This is a genomic window from Bifidobacterium sp. ESL0819, from assembly GCF_052606245.1.
The window spans coordinates 856,487-880,685 of the sequence record NZ_CP199587.1 but is presented as its reverse complement, the minus strand read 5'-3'; the positions used below and the strand labels follow the sequence as shown (position 1 = coordinate 880,685).

At 57.2% G+C, this 24,199-nt stretch carries 15 protein-coding genes; 12 read left to right on the top strand and 3 right to left on the bottom strand.

Annotation, left to right across the window (positions count from 1 at the left end; genetic code table 11):
- Positions 1–18 precede the first annotated feature (18 nt).
- The 4 genes from ACUIAD_RS03745 to ACUIAD_RS03730 all read left to right on the top strand — a co-directional run bounded on the left by ACUIAD_RS03745 (position 19) and on the right by ACUIAD_RS03730 (position 6,408).
- Positions 19–1,308, top strand: a complete 1,290-nt coding sequence (locus ACUIAD_RS03745) for an ABC transporter permease (protein ID WP_445343720.1) — start codon at positions 19–21, stop codon at positions 1,306–1,308.
- Positions 1,305–3,176 carry an ATP-binding cassette domain-containing protein gene (locus ACUIAD_RS03740; protein ID WP_445343719.1) on the top strand — a complete coding sequence of 624 codons (1,872 nt, stop codon included), beginning with the start codon at positions 1,305–1,307 and terminating at the stop codon, positions 3,174–3,176. Before ACUIAD_RS03745 ends, ACUIAD_RS03740 begins: the two co-directional genes overlap by 4 nt.
- 524 nt (positions 3,177–3,700) lie before the next feature.
- On the top strand, positions 3,701–4,138 hold the full coding sequence (locus ACUIAD_RS03735; RefSeq protein ID WP_445343718.1) for a MarR family winged helix-turn-helix transcriptional regulator: 438 nt from the start codon (positions 3,701–3,703) through the stop codon (positions 4,136–4,138).
- On the top strand, positions 4,135–6,408 hold the full coding sequence (locus ACUIAD_RS03730; protein WP_445343717.1) for an ATP-binding cassette domain-containing protein: 2,274 nt from the start codon (positions 4,135–4,137) through the stop codon (positions 6,406–6,408). The genes ACUIAD_RS03735 and ACUIAD_RS03730 overlap by 4 nt, the downstream gene beginning before the upstream one ends.
- A 26-nt stretch (positions 6,409–6,434) precedes the next feature.
- Here the strand turns inward: ACUIAD_RS03730 and ACUIAD_RS03725 are convergent, their stop codons facing one another.
- On the bottom strand, positions 6,435–7,205 hold the full coding sequence (locus ACUIAD_RS03725; RefSeq protein ID WP_445343716.1) for a GNAT family N-acetyltransferase: 771 nt from the start codon (positions 7,203–7,205) through the stop codon (positions 6,435–6,437).
- Positions 7,206–7,553: 348 nt separating this feature from the next.
- Here ACUIAD_RS03725 and ACUIAD_RS03720 point away from each other — a divergent pair, with 348 nt between their 5' ends.
- Positions 7,554–8,174 carry an isochorismatase family protein gene (locus ACUIAD_RS03720; protein ID WP_110451595.1) on the top strand — a complete coding sequence of 207 codons (621 nt, stop codon included), beginning with the start codon at positions 7,554–7,556 and terminating at the stop codon, positions 8,172–8,174.
- Between the two features lie 18 nt (positions 8,175–8,192).
- Here ACUIAD_RS03720 and ACUIAD_RS03715 read toward each other — a convergent pair whose 3' ends face one another.
- Complete coding sequence (locus ACUIAD_RS03715) at positions 8,193–8,939, bottom strand: SDR family oxidoreductase (protein WP_110451594.1); 747 nt, start codon at positions 8,937–8,939, stop codon at positions 8,193–8,195.
- A 220-nt stretch (positions 8,940–9,159) separates the two neighbouring features.
- Between ACUIAD_RS03715 and ACUIAD_RS03710 the strand changes: the two genes are divergently transcribed.
- Positions 9,160–10,083: a glycosyltransferase gene (locus tag ACUIAD_RS03710; protein WP_445343715.1), complete on the top strand. Its 924-nt coding sequence runs from the start codon at positions 9,160–9,162 to the stop codon at positions 10,081–10,083.
- Between the two features lie 18 nt (positions 10,084–10,101).
- Entirely contained in the window at positions 10,102–12,138 is a 2,037-nt protein-coding gene (locus tag ACUIAD_RS03705) for a DUF6541 family protein (RefSeq protein WP_146208594.1), read from the top strand.
- On the opposite strand, the gene ACUIAD_RS03700 is transcribed toward ACUIAD_RS03705, so the two are convergent.
- Complete coding sequence (locus ACUIAD_RS03700; RefSeq protein ID WP_445343714.1) at positions 12,111–13,106, bottom strand: glycosyltransferase; 996 nt, start codon at positions 13,104–13,106, stop codon at positions 12,111–12,113. The two genes, ACUIAD_RS03705 and ACUIAD_RS03700, sit on opposite strands and share 28 nt — an antisense overlap.
- Positions 13,107–13,258: 152 nt before the next feature.
- Between ACUIAD_RS03700 and ACUIAD_RS03695 the strand changes: the two genes are divergently transcribed.
- From ACUIAD_RS03695 to ACUIAD_RS03675, 5 genes are all read left to right on the top strand, one after another.
- On the top strand, positions 13,259–14,584 hold the full coding sequence (locus ACUIAD_RS03695) for an MFS transporter (RefSeq protein WP_110451589.1): 1,326 nt from the start codon (positions 13,259–13,261) through the stop codon (positions 14,582–14,584).
- A gap of 486 nt (positions 14,585–15,070) precedes the next feature.
- On the top strand, positions 15,071–20,536 hold the full coding sequence (locus ACUIAD_RS03690; RefSeq protein ID WP_110451588.1) for an endo-alpha-N-acetylgalactosaminidase family protein: 5,466 nt from the start codon (positions 15,071–15,073) through the stop codon (positions 20,534–20,536).
- Positions 20,537–20,833: 297 nt separating this feature from the next.
- A complete protein-coding gene (locus tag ACUIAD_RS03685) occupies positions 20,834–22,159 on the top strand; it encodes an ABC transporter substrate-binding protein (protein WP_110451587.1) in 1,326 nt (441 codons plus the stop codon).
- Positions 22,160–22,290: 131 nt separating this feature from the next.
- On the top strand, positions 22,291–23,247 hold the full coding sequence (locus ACUIAD_RS03680) for a carbohydrate ABC transporter permease (protein WP_110451586.1): 957 nt from the start codon (positions 22,291–22,293) through the stop codon (positions 23,245–23,247).
- Positions 23,247–24,152 (top strand): carbohydrate ABC transporter permease, encoded by a 906-nt coding sequence (locus ACUIAD_RS03675; RefSeq protein WP_110451585.1) that lies wholly within the window; start codon positions 23,247–23,249, stop codon positions 24,150–24,152. Before ACUIAD_RS03680 ends, ACUIAD_RS03675 begins: the two co-directional genes overlap by 1 nt.
- Positions 24,153–24,199 lie beyond the last annotated feature (47 nt).

Below are 24,199 nucleotides of genomic sequence, written 5' to 3'. Positions count from 1 at the left end.
AGAGTGATTGGAGAGAACATGACCGCCGTGATCGTCAAAGAGTTCAGAGAGCTCTTGCGTGACAAAAGAACTCTGGCCATGCTTATCCTCATGCCAGTGCTTCTTCTGTTCATCTTTGGCTATGCCGCGAATTTTTCAGTTGAGAAGGTTTCAGTCATTGTCATCGGAAAAAACGCGGATCAATACGCTGAAAAGCTGGAGCAATACGATGCTTGCAAGGACGGAATGACCATCACCAGCACCGATGAGCATATGCATGGAAGAAACGACGCCGAGACTCTTTTGCGAGACAGAAAGGCGGATGCAGTCATCACCGTAAAGGGCGATGCCGCAGATAAGCAGAGCGGAATTCTGGGGACAGACGCTCATGCCTACATCGACGGTTCAGGTCTATTCGCCGCGCAGTCCGCCAGAAAAACGGTATTGCAGCTCGCTGGCGAAGATATGCAGCAGAACGCAAAGGAAGCCAAAAAGAATGCCCTGAAAACGCAGCAGGGAAAAATGAGACAGTTCGAGCAGCAACTACAGGAGTATCAGCTCGCCGCCCAGCAGGCAGCGGCAAAGGGCCAGCCCGCACCGCCAAGACCTCAGCTGCCCTTGGAAAAGAACAGCGACATGTCAAAGGAAATGAACAGTGCCCATTCCAATGATGCCAGCACATCCGCCATGACGATCTTCTTCAATCCTGACTTGAAAACCTCTTTTGTCATGATTCCGGGACTTATCGGCCTGATCATAACGCTGATCGGCACCATGATCACCAGTATCGGACTGGTCAGAGAACGGGAGCAGGGCACGTTGGAACAGCTCGCTGTTATGCCACTGAACCCATTCAGCATCATTATCGGGAAGATAGCCCCCTACTTCCTGCTTGCCTTGGCAGACATGGCTATCATCACCATCTTGGGCATATGGGTATTCGGGATTCCCTTCCGTGGCAATTTCTGGATATTTCTGCTGGGAACAGTCCTGTTCCTGTTTGTAGTGCTGGGCATAGGCATTTTCATTTCGACCATATCCCAAAACTCTGGACAGGCTGTACAGATGGCAATGATGATTGTCATGCCGCAAATGCTGCTTGGCGGCATCATCTTCCCGCTTGAATCCATGGCGGCATCAGTTCGATGGATCGGGTACATAATTCCGCTTACATGGTTCAATCAGATGGCCCAGGGAATCATGCTTCGCGGGTCGACATGGGAGTCGCTATGGCTGCCCGTGACGATACTGTCCGCTGAAGCAGTGGTGCTGTTCTCCCTCGCCTCGCTGAAACTGCGCCGCCTACTCACTCGAGGAGGGGCACGATGAGCAAGGATCAGGACGTTAAGGAAATAGGCAGACAGAACAATAGTCTTGAATTGAAGGATATCAATGTCTCCTTTAATGGAGTCAAAGCGCTTGATTCCTTCACCGGGACATTCTCTGCAGGCAGCCTGACCGCATTCACCGGCGGAGACGGCGCGGGCAAGACCACTCTGCTGAAGCTGCTGGCTGGCCGAGTGAAAGCGGCTTCCGGGAAGATTGCAGGACTGCCCAGCAAGGAACGCATCGGCTACCAACCTGCGGATTCAGGAGTATGGCGCGACATGACCGTGCTGGAAAATCTACGGTTTGTCGCTGGCGCCTACCATATGAACTCTGCGCACGCTCAAGAACGCATTGACTATTTAATTGAAAGTGCAGGATTGATGGACGCACGGAACAGATTGGGAGGGCAGCTCTCAGGAGGAATGCGCCAGAAGCTCGGAGTAATCATGGCAGCACTGCACGAACCCGACCTCCTCCTGCTCGACGAGCCGACTACAGGCGTCGACCCGGCCAGCCGCGAAGACATTCTTGCTCTGATATCATCCCAAGCGGTCGAGGGCAGGACCGTCTTGTTCGCTACAACATATCTGGACGAGGCGGCCCGTGCCTCGACTCTGTATCTGATGAACCAAGGAAAACCCCTGTATGTGGGCGATCCGCAAGCTATGCAGAACGATGCACCAGGCAAATTATGGCAGGCCTCGCTCGACATCGGAAAGCCGATGATCCTGCAATCTTCCTTCGGAACCTCATTGCAAGCACGCCCTTCAAAGGTTGCCTACCATAACTGGCAAAGGGGCGATACCGTTTATATCTGGACATCGCCAAAGGACAGCAGAGCACCTCAAGATTTTCGCCGCACCGATTTTGACTTGGAGAATGCATCCATCGCTTTTCTTCTCTCCGACGAAGAAAAGGGGCATGCCACTGCTTCTGCGTCAGCAACGTCGGAATCGGATTCTACAGACAAGCCCTGCAAGGCTTCAGCATCCATCATCCATACCAGCAAACCCTGCGTCAACGCTGTGTCGATCACCAAGCAATTCGGATCGTTCAAGGCTCTCAATAAGGTATCGCTGCAGGTCAACCCAGGTCAGATACTTGGGCTTATCGGCGGGAACGGCGCAGGAAAGACAACGCTCATCAGGATTCTTCTTGGGCTTGAGACCATGGACAAGGGATGGGTGTCCATGTTCGGGGGAAAGCCCAGCTTCTCCACACGTCGACTTATAGGATATGTCCCTCAAGGCCTTGGACTCTACCGAGCATTGAGCGCTAGGGAAAACATGCAGTTTTCGGCTGATATCTATAAGGTGGCAGCGCGCGGATGGACCGCCCTCTATGCTGATTCTTTAGGAAAGCGACCAGTCGGTAATCTGCCGCTTGGCTCCCAACGGCTCCTAGCCTATGCCATCGCTGCCGAGCACCAGCCAAAACTGCTGGTTCTTGATGAACCCACTTCGGGAATGGATCCCGTATCACGAATGCGTTTGTGGCGTGAGCTTCACCGTACAGCCGCCAACGGTGTAGGAATATTGGTAACCACGCATTATATGAGCGAAGCATCACAGTGTGACCGCTGCCTTATTCTCTCACATGGCCACACGCAGGCGGAAGGGACCTTGGAAGAAGTCCTACGCGGGCACTCCTCCATCATGGTCCATACAAACAGGTGGCGGGACGCCTTTGCACTGTTGAAGCAGGCCAACCTGCCAGTCACTCTGGACGGGAAAACCTTACGGGTCATGAATGGAAGCGAGACGGAGGTGCGGAAGGCCTTAGCCCCCTTGGGCATGACCCAGTCAGAATGCGCCATACGCCAAACGGATGCGACCTTGGAAGAAATTCTGGCCAAAGGTTCTCGATGATCCCGAAACAAACAACAATAAACTTGGGGGGCATCCGGCATAGTCCCCTCCAGGTAGGCCGACACAATCCACGAGCAGCGATACAGCTTTCGACAATGGCGGGCTGATCTTTGCCCTGACAATCCAGCAACTCGAAGATCATAGCCAGCACTGCAAAGTCTCGCTGCTGTGTAGTCCTGCTCGGGGGAATCGCAATCCAACCATCGATCAGGTCCACTTTGAAACCGGTAGAAGGCCCTATGCGCTAAAGCCTAGTTCGCATTAGATTCTACGGATAGCGGGATAATCAGTCGCTGCACATACGCAGCCATTCTATAAGCAGCAGAATTCCACTCAGGATCAGCCTTGGCACAAGGAAATCCATAAGTGTTCGGTACCGGAGTGCAGTGGAGTGACGCTCAGGCATGCAGTCAAAAAGTCCGCCTACCCCTTCAGCAGACCAAGAAAACCGGGCGGAATTGAAGTTGATGCATGATGAGCCCAATCTATCAGCAGACAGTTTCCAATATGATATAGTTTCTATAATGAAATTAAATAAGCCGTCCTCCCTCTACGAGGCTCTCATGTATCTGCAGTGCGAATTCGTGGCAGAGCGCAACAGGGTCAATCCGGGAAGCATCACCTGGCAGCAGTTCGACATACTCACCGTTCTGCGTACAGGAGCGTCCATGCCCTCGCAGATTGGACAACGGCTCGGCATGAGCCGATCCAAAGTCTCCAAGAATCTGAGCAGGCTGCGCGATCTTGGATATATCAGACAGATGCCGGATACTCATGATCGGCGCGAGCTGGAGACCAGCCTGACCCAGGATGGCCGGGACATGCTCGACATCATCGATCAACAGCATAAGACCCTTGAGGAGGATGCCCGACAAGTCTGGTCCGAAGACGAACAGAAAGAGTTCGCTGCCCTTGCCAACAGGCTGATCGCCAAGCTGCGCCAGGAGCGAGTCGCCCAATGAGGACCGAGTGCATATTTATTGATCGGGCCTCCACGCACAACCTCAAGCAAGTCTCGCTGGCTATACCCAAGAGGGCCATCACCGTGGTCACAGGCCTGTCGGGTTCAGGAAAGTCGTCTCTCGTGTTTTCCACTCTGGCGGCCGAGTCACAGCGCATGATCAACCGCAGCTACAGCTCCTACATTCAGCAGCTCCTGCCCAAGTATCAACCTGCGGAAGTCGCGCGAATCGACAACCTGCCCTTCTCCATTGTCGTAACCCAGAAGCAGCTCTCGGGCAATGCCCGCTCGACTGTAGGCACCTACACCGATATCTACACGGCTCTGCGCCTGCTGTTCTCCCGCATGGCCCAGCCCTTCATCGGGTATTCCATGACGTATTCCTTCAACAATCCTGCGGGGATGTGTCCGACCTGCCAAGGCCTGGGAACGGTGCGCAGTCTGTTGCTTGATCACCTGCTCAATATGGATCTCTCACTAAAGCAGGGACCAATCAACTTTCCCACCTTCCAGCCGGGAGGCTGGAGACTGACCAGGTATACGGATTCAGGCTACTTTGACAACGATCTGCCCCTACGGGAATGGACCAGCGGTGACCTTGACTTCCTGCTCTATGGCAAGAGGCAAAAACCGGCACACCCAGGCCCCGCCTGGCATAAGACAGCCATGTATGAAGGATTGGTGCCTCGAATCACCAAGACCTTCATCAATCAGAGCAACGACAAATACCAGCATGAGCTGGAGCCGGTAACGCGGATCACCCAGTGCCCCGACTGCCAAGGGACCAGGGTCAACGCCAAGGTCCGCTCGGCAAGGATCGCGGGATTGAACATAGCCGACTGCTCCGCCATGAGTGTGGCCGACCTGCAGAAATGGCTGAAGAAGATTCATGACGATCAGGCTGACACCATTCTGCAGGACCTAGAGCGCAAGACAGCCAACCTGATAACAGTTGGTCTGGGCTACTTGAGTCTGGAGCGCGGCACCTCTACGCTTTCCGGAGGAGAGGGACAGCGTCTGAAAATCGCCAACTGCCTGAACAGCCCCCTGAATGACGTTCTCTACATCTTCGACGAACCAAGTGTCGGCTTGCACCCCCATGACCTGATCGGGATCAAGAAAATCTTCAAGGGCTTACGAGACAGGGGCAATACGGTAGTGATCGTGGATCACGACCCCGAGCTCATCGCCATTGCGGACCATATCGTCGACATGGGGCCAGGAGCAGGCAGCGAAGGCGGACGGATCGTCTTTGAAGGGGACTATCAGTCTCTGCTGGAAAGCGGCACAGCCACTGGCAGAGCCCTGTCAGATCCAGGCTCGGCGAAAGAACCGGCGGCGCCTTCGCACGGCTTCTATGCAATAGACAAGGTCACTGCCCGCAACGTCAGAGGAGCCCGCGCCAAGATACCTAGACATATGCTGACCGTGGTGACCGGAGTGGCCGGCTCAGGTAAGAGCACGCTGATCAGGGAAGGCTTCATGGCTCAGCATGATGCCATACTCCTGGACCAGAAGCCGATCAAGGCCAGTGGACGCTCCAACCTGTTGACCTTCCTGGGCGTCTTCGACCCGCTGCGCAAGGCCTTCGCCAAAGCCGCAGACGAGTCCCCCTCACTCTTCTCGTTCAACGCTGCCGGAGCCTGTCCAGTCTGCAAGGGCAAGGGAGTCGTCACTCTGGATATCGCCTACATGGGTGACACCAGCACTGTCTGCGAAAGCTGCCACGGAACCAGGTATTCACTGCAGGCTCTGTCTGCCAGATATCGCGGTCTCAGCATCGCCCAGGTGCTGAAACTGAATGCCAGCGAGGCCTCACGCCAATATCGTGAGGTGCTGGGCCCAGCCATGAGAGCCTTGGAGGATGTCGGGCTGTCTTATCTATCCGTTGGGCAGGCTCTCGATACGCTCTCGGGCGGTGAGTTGCAACGCCTCAAGCTGGCCAAGCTGCTCAAAGACGGAATTCATGAGACGCTGATTTTGGATGAGCCTACCAGCGGCCTGCATGAATCAAACATCCTGCAGCAGATTGCCCTCTTGCGCAGCCTCATCGCCAACAAAGGTCTTACTGTGATCGCTATAGAACATAATCTGCGCTTCATCGGTCAGGCCGACTGGGTGATCGACATGGGCCCAGGAGCCGGGAGTGAGGGCGGCAAGGTGCTATTCGAGGGGGCTCCGCTTGCACTGATGCGCCGAAATGACACTCCCACAGCCCGAGCCATGAATGCCTATTTCGGCTTTATCAAGGATGCAGCAGTGCAACCATAAGCGGCTGCATGCAGATCAGCAGAAGTTCAGCAGTCTTGCAGACGGCGCTTCTGCCTGCCATCATGATCGAAATTGTCATCATCAAGCCAGGTCTCCAACCGCTTTTTCACTGCCGGCCATTCACTATCCATTATGGAAAACCAATCCGTATCCCGAGTTCGGCCCTTATAGACCATGTCGTTTCTGAACCGGCCTTCAGCCTTGAATCCCAGCCTCAGCGCCGCCGCCCGGGAGGGCGCGTTGAGGCTGTCGCACTTCCACTCATATCGGCGATAGCCCAAGTCCTCGAAGACATGCCGAGCCATCAGATATTGGGCCTCGGTAGCCTGCCTGCTTCGCTGCAGCTCTTTAGTGTAAATGACATGACCCATTTCTGCGCTTCCCATGTCGGGCCTTATCCGCTGCAAGGCATACATGCCCAACAGATCAGACGAATCATGAAGCTTCATATGCTCGCTCATATCGGCGTCCTTCCCGCCTGCAGGCTGATCTGCACCAAGTTCAGGCGCAGACGGCTTGCGGAGAATAGCAAAGAAGAGCGGATCCCGACTTTCGAGCATGGATGCGAATCCCGAGTCGAATGCTGGTCTATCAGGGTAAAGGTCGTGAGTGCTATAGGTCATGATGGATTTGTCGCATTGGGGACCGAAAATCCGCTCATAGAAGGCATCGTCTTGGTTTTCATCCAAGGGCACTACCAGAACGGTTCTGCCGGTCAACTGGACAGGCTCCGGCATCATGGCCCCGGCAAACGAAATCATATCCCCAATAGGTTGTCCAAACTCATTGATTCTCATACCTGCATCTCCTCCCTTGGAACGATGCCCGCTCCGTCATCGTACGGAAGAAGGCAGCCCCGGAAGCACCCGCTATAGCCCCGTACGATCCTGGCACTTAGGATACCAAGCAAACACCCCAAAAGTTCGCATGGATCCGCATGACGCAGCCACGTTTGATCTCCCTTGCTGCCCCTTTATCATCTTGGCCGCAGGAGGCGGAACCGCCGTAATACCTGTCCACATGCACGCAAGCGGGAGGACCGACGCATCTGCAAGAATTAGACTGATCCGTAAGAGGAATGCCTGCCGAGCTTCAAACGGTATTCCCTCTGCCTATCGTCAGCATCGACCAAGGGAGCGATCACCATGTCCAAGGCTTTGATTGTCGTAGATGTTCAACCGACCTTCTGCGAAGGAGGTGAGCTGGGAGTCGAAGGGGGCAACGCCACAGCTGGCAAAATCGCCGACTACGTCCACGACCATGCCGGAGACTATGCCTACATGGCCACTACCCAGGATTGGCACATCGAACCCGGATCCCATTGGTCTGATCACCCGGATTTTGTGGACACCTGGCCCAAGCACGGCGTGGCCGGCTCACCCGGGGCGGAGCTTCATCCCAGAATTCGGGAGCTGGGCATCGCCCATCACTTCAAAAAGGGCCAGTATTCCGCCGCCTACTCCGGATTCGAAGGCATCGAGGACAACACTGATCGAATCCAGAGCAGGGAGGAATTCGCTGCGGCCAAGTCATCGGGAGTCACCTTGGCCGACGCACTGGCGCAGGCAGGAGTCGACCAGGTGGACGTAGCCGGCATCGCCGAATCTCACTGCGTCAAGGAGACAGCCTTGGATGCCGCAAAACTGGGCTACCAGGTCACGGTCTTCGAGGATCTGACCGTCCCTGTCAGCGAGGATCAGGGCGTCGAGGCTCGAAAGGCCATGGCCCAAGCAGGCATTCGTCTTCTTCCCTCCAGCAAGGACTAAGGGCAGCAGCGAAGGAATTCACCAGGGCTGAATGGTCGGGCCGACGGTGAATTCCGATACGTTGGTATCCTCAGGCTGATCAATGGCAAAGGCCACCACCTGAGCCACCCGTTCGGGATCGATCTGATAGCTGTCATATGTTTTGTTCATATTGGCCAGCGTCTGCTGGTCTGTGATGGTATCCAGCAACTCGGTCCGAATGGCCGCTGGATAAATGGTGGAGGTGCGGATATGGGTCCCCTCTTGGGCGGACTCCATCCTGAGCACCTCCATCAGATCACGCAGACCCCACTTGGTTGCCCCGTAGACCGCTCCGCCTGGATAGGCTTTGAGACCAGCCACCGAAGAGGTAGCGATGAACTGCCCGTGACGCTGCCCGGTGAACTCCGGCAGGGCCGCAGCAATGCCGTACAGCGCGCCTTTGAGATTGACGTCGATGGTGCGTTCCCACTCGTCCACATGCAGGGCAGACAGTGGCGAGTTAGGCATGAGCCCAGCGTTGAGAAATACCACGTCCACCCCGCCGAACTGCTTCTTGGCGAAAGCCACGAAGTCCTCATTGGCCTGCCTATCGGTAACATCCAAAGCCACGGAGGCCGCTTGGCCACCCGCCTGGACGATATCATTGACAATCTCATCAAGCCGATCCTTGCGGCGAGCGCCCAGCACCACCTTGGCCCCTCGCTGCGCCAACAGCCTCGCCGTGGCCTCCCCGATGCCGGACGAAGCACCGGTGATCAGCACTGTCTTATCCTCAACAGTCATAGCAGTCCCGCCTTTCCTTGATCTTCAATCGACCTGATGGTACAACCTCCAGTCGCTGGAAGCGCAAGTTTTTACAGCAACCAGATCCACGCCAACAATCATGACCAAGTACGTGGTAATGGACTGACCTTTTGGGAAGAACAGATCTGCCAGGACCGCGCCAGCATGGGCGCATGTAGAATCGACGCAGTAATCCACGAAGAAAGGCGGCGGCACTGCCATGAGCGCAAGGAACCAGAGTCGCACTCCGTTTTCCCTCCTGATGGCTGTCTATGCCGGGGACACGCCCTCTTTCGTTGCCCGCGCATTGAAATCCGACACCATCGAACAAATCCTGATGCCCAATCAGGTAGTCATTGTGTGCGACGGTCCATTGAGCAGAGAACTGTCCCAGTTGATTGATGGATATCCGACTGGGCTGAAGACGCAGTTGGTCCACGCCAACAGAGCCGATCAGATGCCCGAGTTCACGATTGTGCGGCTGCAGGCCAATAAAGGCCTTGCCCACGCCCTAAATATCGGGTTGAAGTCCTGCAAGTACGAACTGGTGGCCAGGGCAGACAGCGACGACATATCCCGCCCATCAAGATTCAGCGTGCTCATCCCCCTGCTGGCCTCATCAGGTTTAGATGCCTTGGGCAGCGCCATCCAGGAGTTTTCAAAAGACGAGCACGCTCCCGGCCGGATCCGATATCTGCCAGAGGGAGGATCCGAACTTCGGACATATGCTACGCTGCATTCCCCCCTGCACCACCCCAGTGTGGCCTTTCGCAAAACCAGTGTGCGCAGGGTGGGCGGTTACCCGGAGAATGCCGGGCGCTTCGAAGATTACCGTCTTTGGGAAACCATGCTGGTCGCTGGCGAACATATCGGCAACATCAAGGAACCTCTGGTCCTTTATCGATCCAATACGGCTATGTATCATCGAAGAGGCGGCATGCGCATGTTCCGTGACGAGCTGCGGCTCCAAAACGATTTTCTGCAAGATGGCTTCATCAGCCCGACACAATATGTCAGAAACATTCTCATCCGCGCCTGCTACCGTCTGCTTCCGGACCAAGTACGCGGCTGTCTGTATGCCATCATGACCACCCTGCTCAACCGGTTCCATGGGAAGTCGGTGAATGACAGCCGAAAGAAGTGACTCATGCAATCAACCCTGATGACCTGGCAACAATCCTGGCCACTGCTGCTGTTCATCATCACAGCGCTGTACCTGCCCGGATGCCTGCTGGTGACAGCACTGGGCTACCGCAAACCCATCTTCGTAATAGCGCTTGGCCCTGTGGCCTCCATCGCACTTGCCGGCATTGACGGCGTGCTCTTCCAGCCGCTCGGCATATCCTGGAACTGGCGTTCCTACGGGCTTTCGGCCATAATACTCATTGCCGTCATTCTCCTGGCACGTCAGCTTTTCGATCATTTTCGCACTTCAAATGGAGTTGGCCGAGAATCCTCTACGCCTCCTAAGAATGAAGGAAAACCCAGACTTCGATTGAGGCACTTCCTTCCGGCAGTCATCGGCACAGCGCTGGCTGCCTGCAACATCGGCATCAGGCTGATGCATGCCGCGCCCTCGCCGGATCAGGTCACGCAAAATTACGACTCGGTCTTCCACTACAACGTAGTGGCACGAATCGTGCTCACCGGTCAGGCTTCATCCCTGCACGCTCTGCCGCCCATCAGGGAAATATACCCCATAGCATTTCAGGAATTCGCTGCCATGGGAGCGCTGGCCTACAGACCTGCGACGGCAGTCAGCGCCGTCACATGCACCTGGCTGATCTTTGCTGCTCTGATATGGCCGGTCTCCATGCTCTTTCTGATCAGAACCCTGCTGGGCAGACATGCATGGAGCGATCTGCTCGCACCGGTACTCGCCTCATGCTGCGCGGGCTTCCCCTTCCTCCTGCTGGATTGGGGCACCTTATACTCCATGTTCGCCGGCCAGGTCATACTGCCCATCTTCGTTGCGCTTACCTGGTCCTGGTGTACACACGGATGGCAGGAAAGCCACCGATCAGCAGTTGGCCTTGCCTGGATTCTTCTCAGCATCGTCGCCGTCTCCTTCTGCCATTTCAGGGTCATGATGACCGGCGCTCTTCTTGTGCTGCCGCTGATGCTGTCTTGGCTGATCCGGGCAGGAAGGAAGTTGGCTACAATCAACAAGCATCGTTTCCGCGTAGCCGCCGGGGCGTTGACTGCGGGATTCCTGGTCGTGCTGGCTATAGGGCTAAAGATCTTCCACAATCTGTACCTGCGTGGTCCCGCTCGGAAAATATCGGATCATCTCAACGGCGGCCCGGCACAGCCCACGGAAGACCTGCCATCCGCCATGATGCGCTTCCTGCTGGGGCAGCCCATCGATTCAGGCAACCATCGGCTGCCGGTCTACTGGCCCCTGGCTCTGGCCTTGATCCTGGCTCTGATCGTGCTCTGCCTGCACCACAGCAGAAAGGATATGATCCTTGTGTCCTCCTTCCTGCTGCTGGGCCTGGTCTTCGTGGCTTGCGCAGGCACCCATGCCGATTGGGCCAAAATCCTTACTGCTTTGTGGTACAAGGATCAACGTCGCCTATTCTCTGCTTGGCCTGTAGCGGCCATACCCATCATGTGCATGGCCCTGGAGCATGCCATCGAAGCCGTGAAACACCGTGCACCGCAAGCCGAAAGGATGATATCGCTGCCGGCTGTGATGTTGGCAGCCCTGGTAGCCGTGCTGATCTGCGCCGTGAATCCGCAGTCGGACTCCATGGAGAAGACTTTGGGCTCGACATATGCCTTCGCAGCCAACAACGCGGATGCCCCGATGCTGTCAACTGACGAATTCCTGCTGATGAAGAGAATGGGCCGTCATGTGTCAGCCCGCGAGCAAGTCCTGTCCGACCCATGGAATGGCAGCGGATATATGCTAGCTGTCGGCGGTACCACACCGTTCTACGCTCATCTGAACATGAATTGGGACCACGATCATGCCTATCTGGCCACAAACTTCGAGCACATAGACTCAGACCCACAGGTGTGCAGGATCCTGACCGATCATCACATTGACTGGTATGCGGATATGGGCGGACCATATGTTGTCAATGATCCCCAGCATCAGATCTTCAATAGCCTTCATCCCGTTCCGCAAGCCCTTCGACTGGTCGACAGCCAGGGCCGGGCGAAGCTCTACCGAATCACCGCCTGCCGCCCCTGATCGACACTGTCGATCAGTGCCTGAACATCGGGTTCCTGGGCAAACAGATCATGATTGCTGCCAGGGCGTGCAGCCATGCCGGCTTTGAATCCTCGAGACAAACAATGCAGGATCTGCCGCCGATCATGCGCCCTGACAAGGGTAAGAAGCCACCGTCTGCCAGTAGCAACGAGCAGTGCCAGAAGCTCAATCGCCGTGAAATTGCCTCTGCTGAATCGGAACATCCATATCTTGTTGCGCACCTCATAGAAGAAGCGAGAACCAGGGTCGGCATCGCTGGAGCCAAAGACCTTGGTCTTATGCCATACCCGACTGGCAGGAACGTAATAGCCGACGCCTGCCTTCAGCAGTCTGGAAGTGTACTCGAAGTCGTCATTCCAAAGGAAGTAGGCAGCCCGCGGCAGGGTTCCTGCAGCTTGGATGGCCTTGACATTCACCAGACAGGATACGAAGGATAGGGAGCGGACCTGGTAGGCATGGGCGCTGGCCTGCAGCTGCGGTCTGCCTCTTCTGATCGGCAGACGTCGACGAGGCTTGTTCATCCCATGCACTCTGCCATCGATCCACACAGCCTCAGAGCCCAAAACGGACGGCCAGGAGCCATTATCGGCGCGAGCCTCTGAGGCAGCATCGAGCAAACCGGACAGGGCATTAGGCTGGGGCACCACATCGTCATCCATCAGCCACAGGTAGGCTTCGCGCTGAGGAGGGATCTTCGCCAGGGCCGCTGCCATTCCAGCCACGAACCCTCCTGCACCGCCCATATTATGATGCAAACGGATCAGGTCAGGCTTCAAGGGGTGCGACAAGACCACGTCTGCCGATCCGTCCTCGCTGGCGTTGTCCACGACAAGGACTTGATCAGGCTTGCGGGACTGGCCGCTTATGCCATCCAGGCACTCCTGAAGGAGTTTCGAACGGTTGTAGGAGACAACAACAGCGACGACAAAAAACCTCATAGTGTGCATTGTAACGATAGGTGAGGGTCAAATACTGAACTATAGTTGGTTCTTAAATTCCCCATAGTGGACATCCGAGCAGCCGAGCCACAGGTCAATGGGAGCATACCAACCAAGCAGCAGTTGGCTTGTTCCGATTCCATAAGAGGAAGGTCGCAGCAATGTCGACGACTCCGACAAGGCCCTCATCACGAAAACAGGCTGTTTATCCGTACCTGATCGTGCTGTCGGGCATCGTCTTCACGGCCATACCGGTATCGCTGGTCTGCAGTTGTGCAGGCATCTTCTTCACGCCTGTCAGCAGCTACTTCCATGTTCCCAAGGCCGCATTCACCGGGTATTTCAGCATATTCAGCATCACCATGGTCTTCTTCCTGCCAGTGGCCGGATGGCTGATGCACCGCTACGATCTGCGCATTGTCCTGACGGCAAGCACCATCCTGGCTGGACTGGGCTGTCTGGGCATGTCTCGATCATCCGCCATGTGGCAGTTCTATCTGTGCGGAGTGATTCTGGGAATCGGCATGCCGGCCATCCTCTATCTGTCAGTGCCCACGCTCATCAACGCTTGGTTCCGCAAACGGGTCGGGTTCTTCATCGGGCTGTGCATGGCCTTCACCGGCATAGGCGGGGTAATCTTCAACCAGATCGGCACCATGATCATCAGGTCCGCCCCTGATGGATGGAGGCGGGGATACCTGGTTTTCGCCATTCTCATTCTGGTGGTCACCCTGCCTTTCACCATCTTCGTCATCCGCAGCACGCCCGAGCAGATCGGCCTGCATCCCTACGGTGTCGACGACCAGCAGTCCACGACCGCTGAGAAAGTCACCAATAGCGCAGGCGCCGTAGACAAGGGCAACAAGAGCTCGGAACCTGTCGCCTCGACCGTGGGCATGACTGCTTCCCAGGCCTTGCATTCCCCTGCCTTCTGGGCGCTGGCGCTCTTCTGCGGTCTGATCACGATGAACCAGACCATCTACCAGTTCCTGCCCTCCTATGCGGCATCCCTGCCATCCATGGCGGCCTACACCGGCCTGATCGCCTCCTCCTGCATGGCCGGCCAAGCCATCGGCAAGGTCATCCTGGGCATGGTCAACGACGGCAGCATCGTGGGCGGGCTCTGCTTGGGCATCGGCGGCGGCATCATCGGCGTCTGCCTCATGGTCGCCTTCCCCGGATTGCCCGTGATACTGCTGCTAGGAGCCTTTGCTTTCGGTCTGGTCTACGCCTGCACTACGGTGCAGACGCCCATCCTGGTTACAGCGGTCTTCGGCTCGCGCGACTACACCAACATCTACTCCCGCATCCAGATGGTAGGATCGCTGGCCTCAGCCTTCGCCGCTCTCTTCTGGGGCGCCATCGCTGACCAGCCCCACGGCTACATCATCATGTTCGGTCTGAGCATCCTGATCATGGTGGCGGCCTTGTTCCTGGGCATTATTCCACTGAAAGGTACGCGCCAATCGGCCGCTCAAACCAGCTGACCGAACACTGCAACGACCCCTCTCATATGGTTTCGCCGCCCCTGGCTCAGCCGCTATGGGCGGATGGCGAGACCATGTCCTCCCGGCAACCTTGACCGGCCTGTGGATCTTGAGCTCCAGCCTCACCTGCTGGCGGCCGAAGCTCAAGGCGGCAATGGACTTACCATCCTGCACTCATGAATGCACGGGAGGGGCGTTGCTCATCCGTTGCCCAGTTCAGCCGTGTGCATCAACTGCCACCGAGACTGCAAACAGGGTTCAAAGAACCTGGCTGCCAAAATATGACAAGTACATATACAAATAATCAAGCTTGATTTTTGAGCCTATCTCAACTTGTGCACTAGCATTATCTTTACTACACTTACATTTGACATTGACGTGACGTTCTGGCCCAATAATGAAGTCGTAGTTCCAGGCAGTCTCTTCCTCGAACTTATGAGTCAGTCGCCCGTCATCACATGGACGGCAAGGAGGCTTGTCTAGAATATGAAACGCATCATATCCATGACCCTGGCGACAGTATTCGCCTTGGCCACCGCAGGGGCCGCGGATCCGGCCTTCGCTACCACGGGGAGTCAGCTGTACCAAGCCAATGCTCCGTCAACCCTGGCTACAGGATCAAGTGCAAGGACGAAAGCTGCTGGCATCAATCCGCGGATTACTCCCGTCAATCCCGCAGACCACGAATGGTCTCTGGATTCCACTACCGTCAAGGGCGGCGAGGTGCTGGAAAAGTCCAATGGCTGGCTGCGCTTCAAGGCCTCAGCCGCCAATGGCAATTCCACGACGGCCAGCGAGCAGTACCCGGCCATCGCTGTGGACGCCACCACTTACGACTTCACCAGACCAGGAGCTCTGACCCTTACTATGAGCTCGCCCCAGCCTGGCACAGAAAACAGGTTCGGTTTCTATCTAGGGTACGGTAATCCCAATTCCGGTCTCTTTATCGGCTATGACTCCGGGGGGTGGTTCTGGCAGCGCTACGGCGGTGACGGTCAGTGGTACACGGGAACCAGACTTCCGGCACCGGCCCAGGATACCCCGACCACGGTAGGAATCACTTGGACTGGTCAGCGCGCAGGGCTCACCGTAGACGGGCGAGCGGCCTTCGAAGACGTCGACTACGGTCCAATGGCTGGCGCGCTAACCGGAAAGCTGGCCATGAAGGCTGGCGTCTACCAGAACCAGATCACTGAGGTCAAGCTCAAGCTCAAGGAAGACCCGGCCGATCTGCACTCGGTCGTCGGACGAATCGTCGATGCAGACGGCAAAGCCATCGCCGGGGCCAAGGTCCATACGACGGGAGCCTCGACACTGACAGATGCCGAAGGCGCCTTCACCCTGAAGCAGATCAAATCAGGCAAATACACCCTGCAGATCGGCAAGCAGGGCTACGAGGACATCACTAAGGACATACAGGTGGACCGCGCCGACCTGAACCTGGGATCCTTGCAACTGAACAAAGCCACCCCAGAGGCCAAGGTCACCCTGAGCACCTCCGAGATGAGCGTGCAGGTCAGAAAGCACTTCCCGTCCGTGGTTCAATACACCATGACCAAGCTGGACAACAGGGTCATGTACGGCCGACATGAGGATCTGCGTCGTCTGAACATCAATGGCGTGGACATGGATCTGACTGATTCGGACGTGACGTTCACCCAGCAGGGAACAGACAAAGCCACCTACCAGCTTCGCGCCCAAAAGCCCGACCAGAATATCGATGCCACAGTGACAGCGGTCCTCTGGCTCAAGGCCAACACCCTGCACCTGGACATCACCAAGATCGAAAACGCTGCTGGAGAAGACCACCCCATCCAGACCATAGCCCTGCCCGGACAGGATCTGGTATCCGTCAGCAGCGATCAGGACGGAGCCCAATTCACTGGTGCACGCATGTCCTCGAACACCCAGGTACCCGGCGACACCACCTTCTCTGTCACTGACGACACCACAGTCGATCCCAACAAGTCCGATTACGCCTACGGATTCGTCTCGGGAGGGTCACTGAGCGCCGGGCTATGGAGCAACAGCGAGCATGACGGCACCACGGCAGGCAGTTCAATGTCCGGAGGCGCTCGGAACACTCGCGTGCTCACAGACGCCAGCAGCGTTCATGGGTCAACATCCCTCGGACTGTCTAGCCCTGCCTGGTACTACCATCGTCAGGTTCGAGACTCCAAGAACCGCTCTTTCACAGTCGAACAGACCGAAATGCCCAAGATTGCCGTAGCCATTACAGGCGACGAGAACCAGGACGGCAGGGTCGACTGGCAGGACGGAGCCATCGCCTATCGGGCCATCATGAACAACCCTTATGGGGCCCAGGAAGTGCCGGATCTGGTTTCATGGCGTATTGCCATGAACTTCGGAAGTCAGGCTCAGAACCCCTTCCTCAGCACCTTGGACAATGTAAAGAAGGTGGCCCTCAACACCGATGGACTGGGTCAGTCCGTCCTGCTCAAGGGCTACGCCAACGAGGGGCATGATTCCGGACACCCGGACTATGGAGACATCGGCACCCGAATGGGCGGCGCCAAGGACATGAACACCCTGATGAAGGAGGGCGCCAAGTATGGCGCCCGCTTCGGCGTGCATGTCAACGCCGACGAGATGTACCCTGAGGCCAAGGCCTTCAATGAGGATCTGGTTCGCCGCCGGACTGACGGCAGCCTGCAATACGGCTGGAACTGGCTGGATCAGGCGGTCGGCATCGACGGCATCCACGATCTGGCATCGGGCTCCCGCCAAAACAGGTTCGGTGATCTGAAGAAAAAGGTGGGCGACAATCTGGACTTCGTCTATGTGGACGTCTGGGGCAATCAGACCTCCGGCAACGAAGACTCCTGGGAAACCCGCAAGCTCTCGAAGATGATTACCGACAACGGCTGGCGAGTAGCCACCGAATTCGGCGCAGCCAACGAATATGACGCCTCCTTCCAGCACTGGGCGGCGGATCTGACCTACGGAGGCTACACCAGCAAGGGGCAGAACTCCCAGGTCATGCGTTTCCTTCGCAACCACCAAAAGGACAGCTGGGACGGCGACTACCCCTCTTACGGCGGCGCCGCCAATGCTCCTCTCCTAGGCGGCTACAGCATGAAGGACTTCGAAGGCTGGCAGGGCCGCAACGATTACGATGCCTATATAACCAACCTTTACACCCATGATCTGTCCACCAAGTTCATCCAGCACTTCAAGGTGATTCGCTGGGTCAACAACCCCTTGGACCAGCAATCTCCCAAGGATCCGTCAGCTAACAACGGCCAGGAGCGGATAATCCTGAAGGACGACCTAGGCCACCAAGTGGTCATCGACCGTGGATCCAATGACCAGTCATCGTCCGCCTACCGTGAGCGCACCATTACCCTGGACGGTCGAACCATCCTGCAGGGAGCGGTCTCGCCCGGAGACGGCAGCGGCCAAGGCACTGAGTCCTACCTGCTGCCATGGCTCTGGGACGCCAAGACAGGCAAGCCTTTGTCTGCGAACGACCAGAAGCTCTATCACTGGAACACCCGCGGCGGCAAGACCACCTGGACGCTGCCCGACTCCTGGCACGATCTGTCTACAGTCAAGGTTTACCGACTGAGCGACCAGGGCAAGACCGACCCATTGGATATACCCGTAGTCAACGGACAGATCACTCTGAACGCCAAAGCGGGGACCCCCTACGTGGTTCATCGCGGGGCCTCAGCCAATCCAAACATCGACTGGAGCACAGGTTCCCATTTGGTCGACACTGGCTTCAATGGCGGCAAGAAAAGCCTTGAGGACAACTGGAAGTCCAAGGGTTCCGGGAGCGCCAGCATCGTCAAAAGCGCTTCCAGCAATCCTATGCTCAAGCTGGATGGCCGAGTCGAATCAGCACAGACCATAAAGGATCTGGAGCCTGGTGCACATTATGCCCTCTATGTGGGCGTGGACAACCGCAGCGACGGCCAGGCGCGCCTGGAGGTCCGCAACGGTGACCGGGTGCTGGCCACCAACTCCACTGGACGCAGCATAGCCAGGAACTTTGTGCAGGCCGATCCCCACAACACCAACTGCGCCACGGTAGACGGCAGCAGCCTCTTCCAGAACATGTACGTCTTCTTCACAGCGCCAGATCAGGGCAATACGATTCTGACCCTTTCACATCAAGGTGATGGATCCGCCTACTTCGACAATCTGCGCGTGGTGAAGAACGAGTACAAGGGTCTGAAAACGGACGCAGATGGCGGCGTGAAGACCTTGACCAATGACTTCGAGCACAACGCCCAAGGCATATGGCCCTTTGTGGTCTCGGGCGCAGAGGGCGTGGAGGACAACCGCGTCCATCTGTCCGAGCTTCATGCCCCCTACACTCAGGCGGGCTGGGATGTCAAGAAGATGGATGATGTGCTGCAAGGAGATTGGTCGATCAAGATCAACGGTCTTACCGAACGCAACACCTTGGTCTACCAAACCATTCCCCAGAATGCCCGGTTCCTTACCGGAGCCACCTACCGAATCTCCTTCGACTACCAGGCCGGCTCCACCGGCTCCTACGCTCTGGCCATAGGGCAGGGCGAGTTCGACCCAGCCCGCACCCAGCTGAAACCCTTCGACAAGGCTCTGGGGACAACGGCCCACTACCAATTCGAGCTGACTGGCGGACCCCGGGATTCCTCCTGGTTCGGCATCTACTCGACCGACAAGGCACCTGACCGCCAGGGAACATCCGGCGATGCGGCCAACTTCGGCGGATATCAGGACTTCGTCCTGGACAACCTGCGCATCGAGCGGCTTCCAGACAAGTCCAAGACCCAGGAAGAGGCGCGAGCCAAACTCCAGGAGGTACGGGACCGCTTCGACGGCAGCCAGGCAAAGTACAGCGACCAGGCTTGGCTGACCTACCTGCATACGGTGGATCAGGCCCGTCTGCTGATCGAAAAGGACGGCTCAGGACCACAGGACTGGTCACGTGCTTACGGAATTCTGACCGCTCTTGAGAATTACATGGCCACAGCACCTGGTTCGCAGGCCAGCGATGCCAGCGACATAGCCAAGGATAGCTATGCGGTTACCGTGGGCAGCGAACAGCCCGATGTCGGCGGTACCGAGGGGCCCAAGGAATACGCTCAGGACGGCAAGCCGTCAACCTACTGGCACACCAAGTGGGGTGCAAACGCCCTTGCGGACGGCTCAGCCTGGTACCAATTCAACCTGCACGAGCCCGCCACCGTCAATGGGCTGCGTTACCTCCCACGGCCGGGCGGCGACTCGGTCAACGGCAAGATCAAGAGCTACAAGGTCACTCTGACCCGGAGCGAGAGGTCGGAGCCTGTGGAGATAACCGGCACCTTCAGCACGCAGACGACCTGGCAGAAGATCTCCTTCGACCCGGTCTCCAATGTGGTCGCAGTCAGATTGACCGCAACTGAAACCACTGGCATGAGCAGCTCGGAAGCCAATCGCTATGTATCAGCAGCCGAGCTTCGTCTAACCACCGATCGGGCTCTGCCGACCCTTGCTGAACCTGTAGACAAGGGCGAGCTGAAGGATCTGGTGGATCAGGCTGCCGGACTCAAGGAGGCCGACTACACTCCAGACAGCTGGAAGACCTTGCAGGACAAGCTGTCCAAAGCCAAGCAGGTGTTGGCCGACAACCAGGCCACGGCCTATCAGGTGGCCTTGGCTGCCGTCAATCTGCAGACGGCCATCAGTGGGCTTCAGTCCGCAACACCCGGAACTGGCACAGGCGGCATCGGCACGGGATCAGATCCTGGCAAGAATCCGATCACCGGCGCTGGCTCCGGTCTCGGTGCCGGCAATGGGAATATTCAGCAGAAGCCAGCCGATCCCAATGCGCATGGACAGAACAGATGGCTATCGGCGACAGGCGTTGCGGTGGCCTCCCTGCTGGTCATAGCCGCGATCGGCCTGGTCGCTGGAATTCTCCTGACCAGACGCAGTCATGCGAAACGAAGTTAACTAATAACAATAACCCTGACTGAAAGGAGCGGCGAGGTCTTGTGCCTCGCCGCTCCTTTCTGTATCGCCAACAAGCAATTACCCTCTTAATACGAATCCTCCAACAAGTCATCAGCATCAGGCATGGCTGACATGAAGCTGACGAAACCACGGCCAAGCCTGAAAATTGTTTTTGGCATCCATGCAAAGAAGACAGGCCGGTAAATTGTAAATAGTGTTGACAATTAGGCCGAGTGTGTTAATCTGAGACTGGTCGTCTAGTGACGACGACGGCCATTTACCGTAAAGGAGCGGGAAATGATATCTGAAAGGAAACGACTACTTGCCGCGGTGACGTCGTTGGCGGCCCTGAGCATAGCCCTGTCGGGTTGCGGCTCATCGGGGGCGTCAAATTCCTCGTCCGAAAGCGAGTCTTCCAAGTCGGACGAAAAGGTGCAGATCACCTACCTGCACCGGCTGCCGGACAAGCCGAACATGACCCCCGTCAATGACATCGTCGCGCGGTGGAACAAGTCCCACCCCAACATCCAGGTCAAGGCGACCAAGTTCAACGGCAAGTCGGCCGAGATGATCAAGAAGCTGGAGACCGATGTCAAGGCCGGCAACGCACCGGATCTGGCTCAGGTGGGCTATGCCGAACTGCCGGAAGTCTACACCAAGAGCATGCTGGAGGACGTCAGCGACGAGGCCTCCCAGTACAAGAGCAACTTCTCCCCCGGCGCCTATAAGCTTATGGGCATTGACGGCAAGATGTTTGGCCTGCCGCAGGACACTGGCCCGCTGGTCTACTTCTACAACAAGGCCGAATTCGACAAGCTGGGCATTTCAGTGCCTACCTCCAAGGATCAGCTGATCGAAACCGCCAAGAAGACGGCTGCACAGGGCAAGTACATCATGTCCTACCAGCCCGACGAAGCCGGCAACATGATGCCAGGCCTGGCCGGCGCCACCAAGCCTTGGTACACCGTGAAGAACGATGCCTGGGTGGTGAACACTCAGACCGACGGATCCAAGCAGGTGGCTGATGTGTATCAGCAGCTGCTGGACGCCAAGGCCGCCCCAACCAATCCCCGCTGGGACCCCTCCTTCGATGCGTCGCTCAAGAACGGCCAGCTGATCGGCACTGTTGGCTCAGCCTGGGAGGCACCTCTTATCGTTGACACCATGGGCGATACCGGCAAGGGCGACTGGCGCGTAGCCCAGCTGGGCGACTGGTTCGGCAACTCCGGCAAATCCAGCCCCGACGGCGGATCCGGCGTCGCTGTGCTCAAGGGCAGCAAGCATCCTCAGCAGGCTATGGAGTTCCTCAACTGGTTCAACACCCAGGTCAAGGACCTGACCTCCCAGGGTCTCGTGCTGGCCGCCACCACCGAGGATGCGAAGACCCCCGAGAGCTGGTCATCCTTCTTCGGCGGCCAGGACCTCATGAAGGAGTTCGCTACAGCCAACAAGAACATGGGCGACTTCACCTACATGCCTGGCTTCTCCTCTGTATCTGCGAACATGACAGAAACTGCCGCCAAGGCTGCCACCGGGCAGGCCAAGGTTGCCGACATCTTCTCGCAGGCGCAGACGACCTCTGTAGCCACCCTCAAGGACTACGGCCTGGCCGTCGCCAAGTAATCGACGCCATCAGGGCCGAACGGGACCATCCCCGAAGTTTGGGACCCGAAGCCGGTGAACGTGTTTCGGGTCCTCAACATGCTCGGCCATAATCACATTTTCTCTTCAAGACAAGGACAGGTGTACCCAGAATGAGTGCTATACGGCGGTCGTCAGCTGCCCGACCGGGCAGAACGGGACGCTCGGATGCGGTGAAACGGGCCGAACGCACGGGCTGGGCTTTCATGGCCCCCTTCGGCATCCTGTTCATCGTGGTCTTCATCATCCCCATCATCTATGCCATTTATTCCAGCTTCTTCCAGGATGTCGCCTCGGGCGGCGGAGCCTATGGAGGCGGAACCATGGTCAATAAATTCGTGGGTCTGGCCAACTTCAAGTATGTGGTGACCTCTGGCGACTTCTGGTCAGGGATCGAACGAGTGCTGATTTATACCGTGATTCAGGTGCCCATCATGATCATCGCCGCCCTGGCGCTGGCCATGGTGCTGGATTCCTACATGGTCAAGCATGTGACCCCTTTCCGACTGGGATACTTCCTGCCCTATGCCATCCCCGGGGTGGTCGCATCCATCATCTGGGTCTTCCTCTATAACCCACAGATCTCGCCCATCGTCAAGGGTCTGTCCTCCCTGGGCATCACTGTTGATTTCTTTGCCGGCAAGGTCGTGTTGGCATCCATGGCGAACATCACCACCTGGACCTTCACCGGATACAATATGCTTATTTTCCTAGCGGCCCTGCAGGCCATCCCGCATGATCTGTATGAGGCGGCTCGCATTGATGGGGCCACCGGCCTGCAGATCGCCCTGCACATCAAGCTGCCCAACGTGCGCGGCGCTGCTCTGCTGGCCATGCTGCTCTCCATCATCGGCACCATCCAGCTCTTCAATGAGCCCCAGGTCATGCAGACAGCCGATCCGGGCATCTCCAACTCCTTCACGCCCATGATGATGGCCATGAACACCTCCCGTGGGACATTGACCCCCAAGGGCAATGGTCCGGCATCGGCCATCGCCATCGTCATGGCCCTGATTGCCGGCGTGCTGGCCTTCCTCTACGCCTGGATTGAAAGGAAGGTGAACGAATAATGCGCATCTTTCACTCAAGAAGCGGATCCACCCAGGAACTGCCACGCTCCATGCGTCCCTCCCACCTGGCCAAGATCATCACCGTGGCCGTCCTGATCATCACCTTGATCTACTTCCTCTTCCCCATCTACTGGGCCATCATCGCCTCTACCAAGTCGCCTTCCCAGCTGATCGGCAGCAATGGCATCTGGTTCGCATCGAGCCTCAAGGACCTGCCTGGCGCCATCGCCACCAACTACAGCAAGCTGCTGGGCTGGACGCATACCAGGTTCTGGCAGTGGGTTGCCAATTCGTTGATCTACTCAGGCGTATCTGCGGCGATCGGAACCATCGTCTCGGTCATGGCCGGCTATGGAACAGCTAAATTCAACTTCCGCGGGAAAGGCATAGCGATGGCCGTCGTCATGGCGTCCCTGCTCATGCCTGCCGCCCTGATGACCATTCCTCAGTACTCCATCTTCCAGGCCCTGCATTTGGACAACACCATGCTGTCCATCATCATCCCCTGTTCGGTCTCGCCCTTCGGATTCTTCCTAGGAAGGGTATATGCACAGAGTTCAGTGCCCACGGAACTGCTGGAGGCAGCCAGAATCGACGGAGCCGGCGAGGCGCGCATCTTCTTCACCATCGTCCTCAGGCTGCTGGCGCCGGCCATGGTGACCATCTTCCTCTTCCTGTTCGTAGCCACCTGGAACAACTTCCTGCTGCCGCTGATGATGCTCTCCGGCGAAGGGCTCTACCCAGTGACCCTGGGTCTGTATGGCATGGTCTCCCTGCCCACCTTCAACGACAGAGGCGCCCTGATGATGGGGGCCCTGCTAGGCGTGCTGCCGGTCATCATCCTCTTCCTGTTCCTGCAGCGGTTCTGGCAGGCCGGTCTCGCCGCCGGCGCCGTCAAGGGCTGAAGATCATCCACCGACCAACCCATACATCCGCGAAGGAGCATGCTGAC

Coding starts and splice junctions, on each gene's coding strand:
- ACUIAD_RS03715 (WP_110451594.1), bottom strand. CDS start 8,939: ATGACTGTTGAGGATAAGACAGTGCTGATCACCGGTGCTTCGTCCGGC.
- ACUIAD_RS03705 (WP_146208594.1), top strand. CDS start 10,102: ATGACCTGGCAACAATCCTGGCCACTGCTGCTGTTCATCATCACAGCG.
- ACUIAD_RS03675 (WP_110451585.1), top strand. CDS start 23,247: ATGCGCATCTTTCACTCAAGAAGCGGATCCACCCAGGAACTGCCACGC.
- ACUIAD_RS03710 (WP_445343715.1), top strand. CDS start 9,160: ATGAGCGCAAGGAACCAGAGTCGCACTCCGTTTTCCCTCCTGATGGCT.
- ACUIAD_RS03680 (WP_110451586.1), top strand. CDS start 22,291: ATGAGTGCTATACGGCGGTCGTCAGCTGCCCGACCGGGCAGAACGGGA.
- ACUIAD_RS03690 (WP_110451588.1), top strand. CDS start 15,071: ATGAAACGCATCATATCCATGACCCTGGCGACAGTATTCGCCTTGGCC.
- ACUIAD_RS03700 (WP_445343714.1), bottom strand. CDS start 13,106: ATGCACACTATGAGGTTTTTTGTCGTCGCTGTTGTTGTCTCCTACAAC.
- ACUIAD_RS03695 (WP_110451589.1), top strand. CDS start 13,259: ATGTCGACGACTCCGACAAGGCCCTCATCACGAAAACAGGCTGTTTAT.
- ACUIAD_RS03735 (WP_445343718.1), top strand. CDS start 3,701: ATGAAATTAAATAAGCCGTCCTCCCTCTACGAGGCTCTCATGTATCTG.
- ACUIAD_RS03730 (WP_445343717.1), top strand. CDS start 4,135: ATGAGGACCGAGTGCATATTTATTGATCGGGCCTCCACGCACAACCTC.
- ACUIAD_RS03740 (WP_445343719.1), top strand. CDS start 1,305: ATGAGCAAGGATCAGGACGTTAAGGAAATAGGCAGACAGAACAATAGT.
- ACUIAD_RS03745 (WP_445343720.1), top strand. CDS start 19: ATGACCGCCGTGATCGTCAAAGAGTTCAGAGAGCTCTTGCGTGACAAA.
- ACUIAD_RS03720 (WP_110451595.1), top strand. CDS start 7,554: ATGTCCAAGGCTTTGATTGTCGTAGATGTTCAACCGACCTTCTGCGAA.
- ACUIAD_RS03685 (WP_110451587.1), top strand. CDS start 20,834: ATGATATCTGAAAGGAAACGACTACTTGCCGCGGTGACGTCGTTGGCG.
- ACUIAD_RS03725 (WP_445343716.1), bottom strand. CDS start 7,205: ATGAGAATCAATGAGTTTGGACAACCTATTGGGGATATGATTTCGTTT.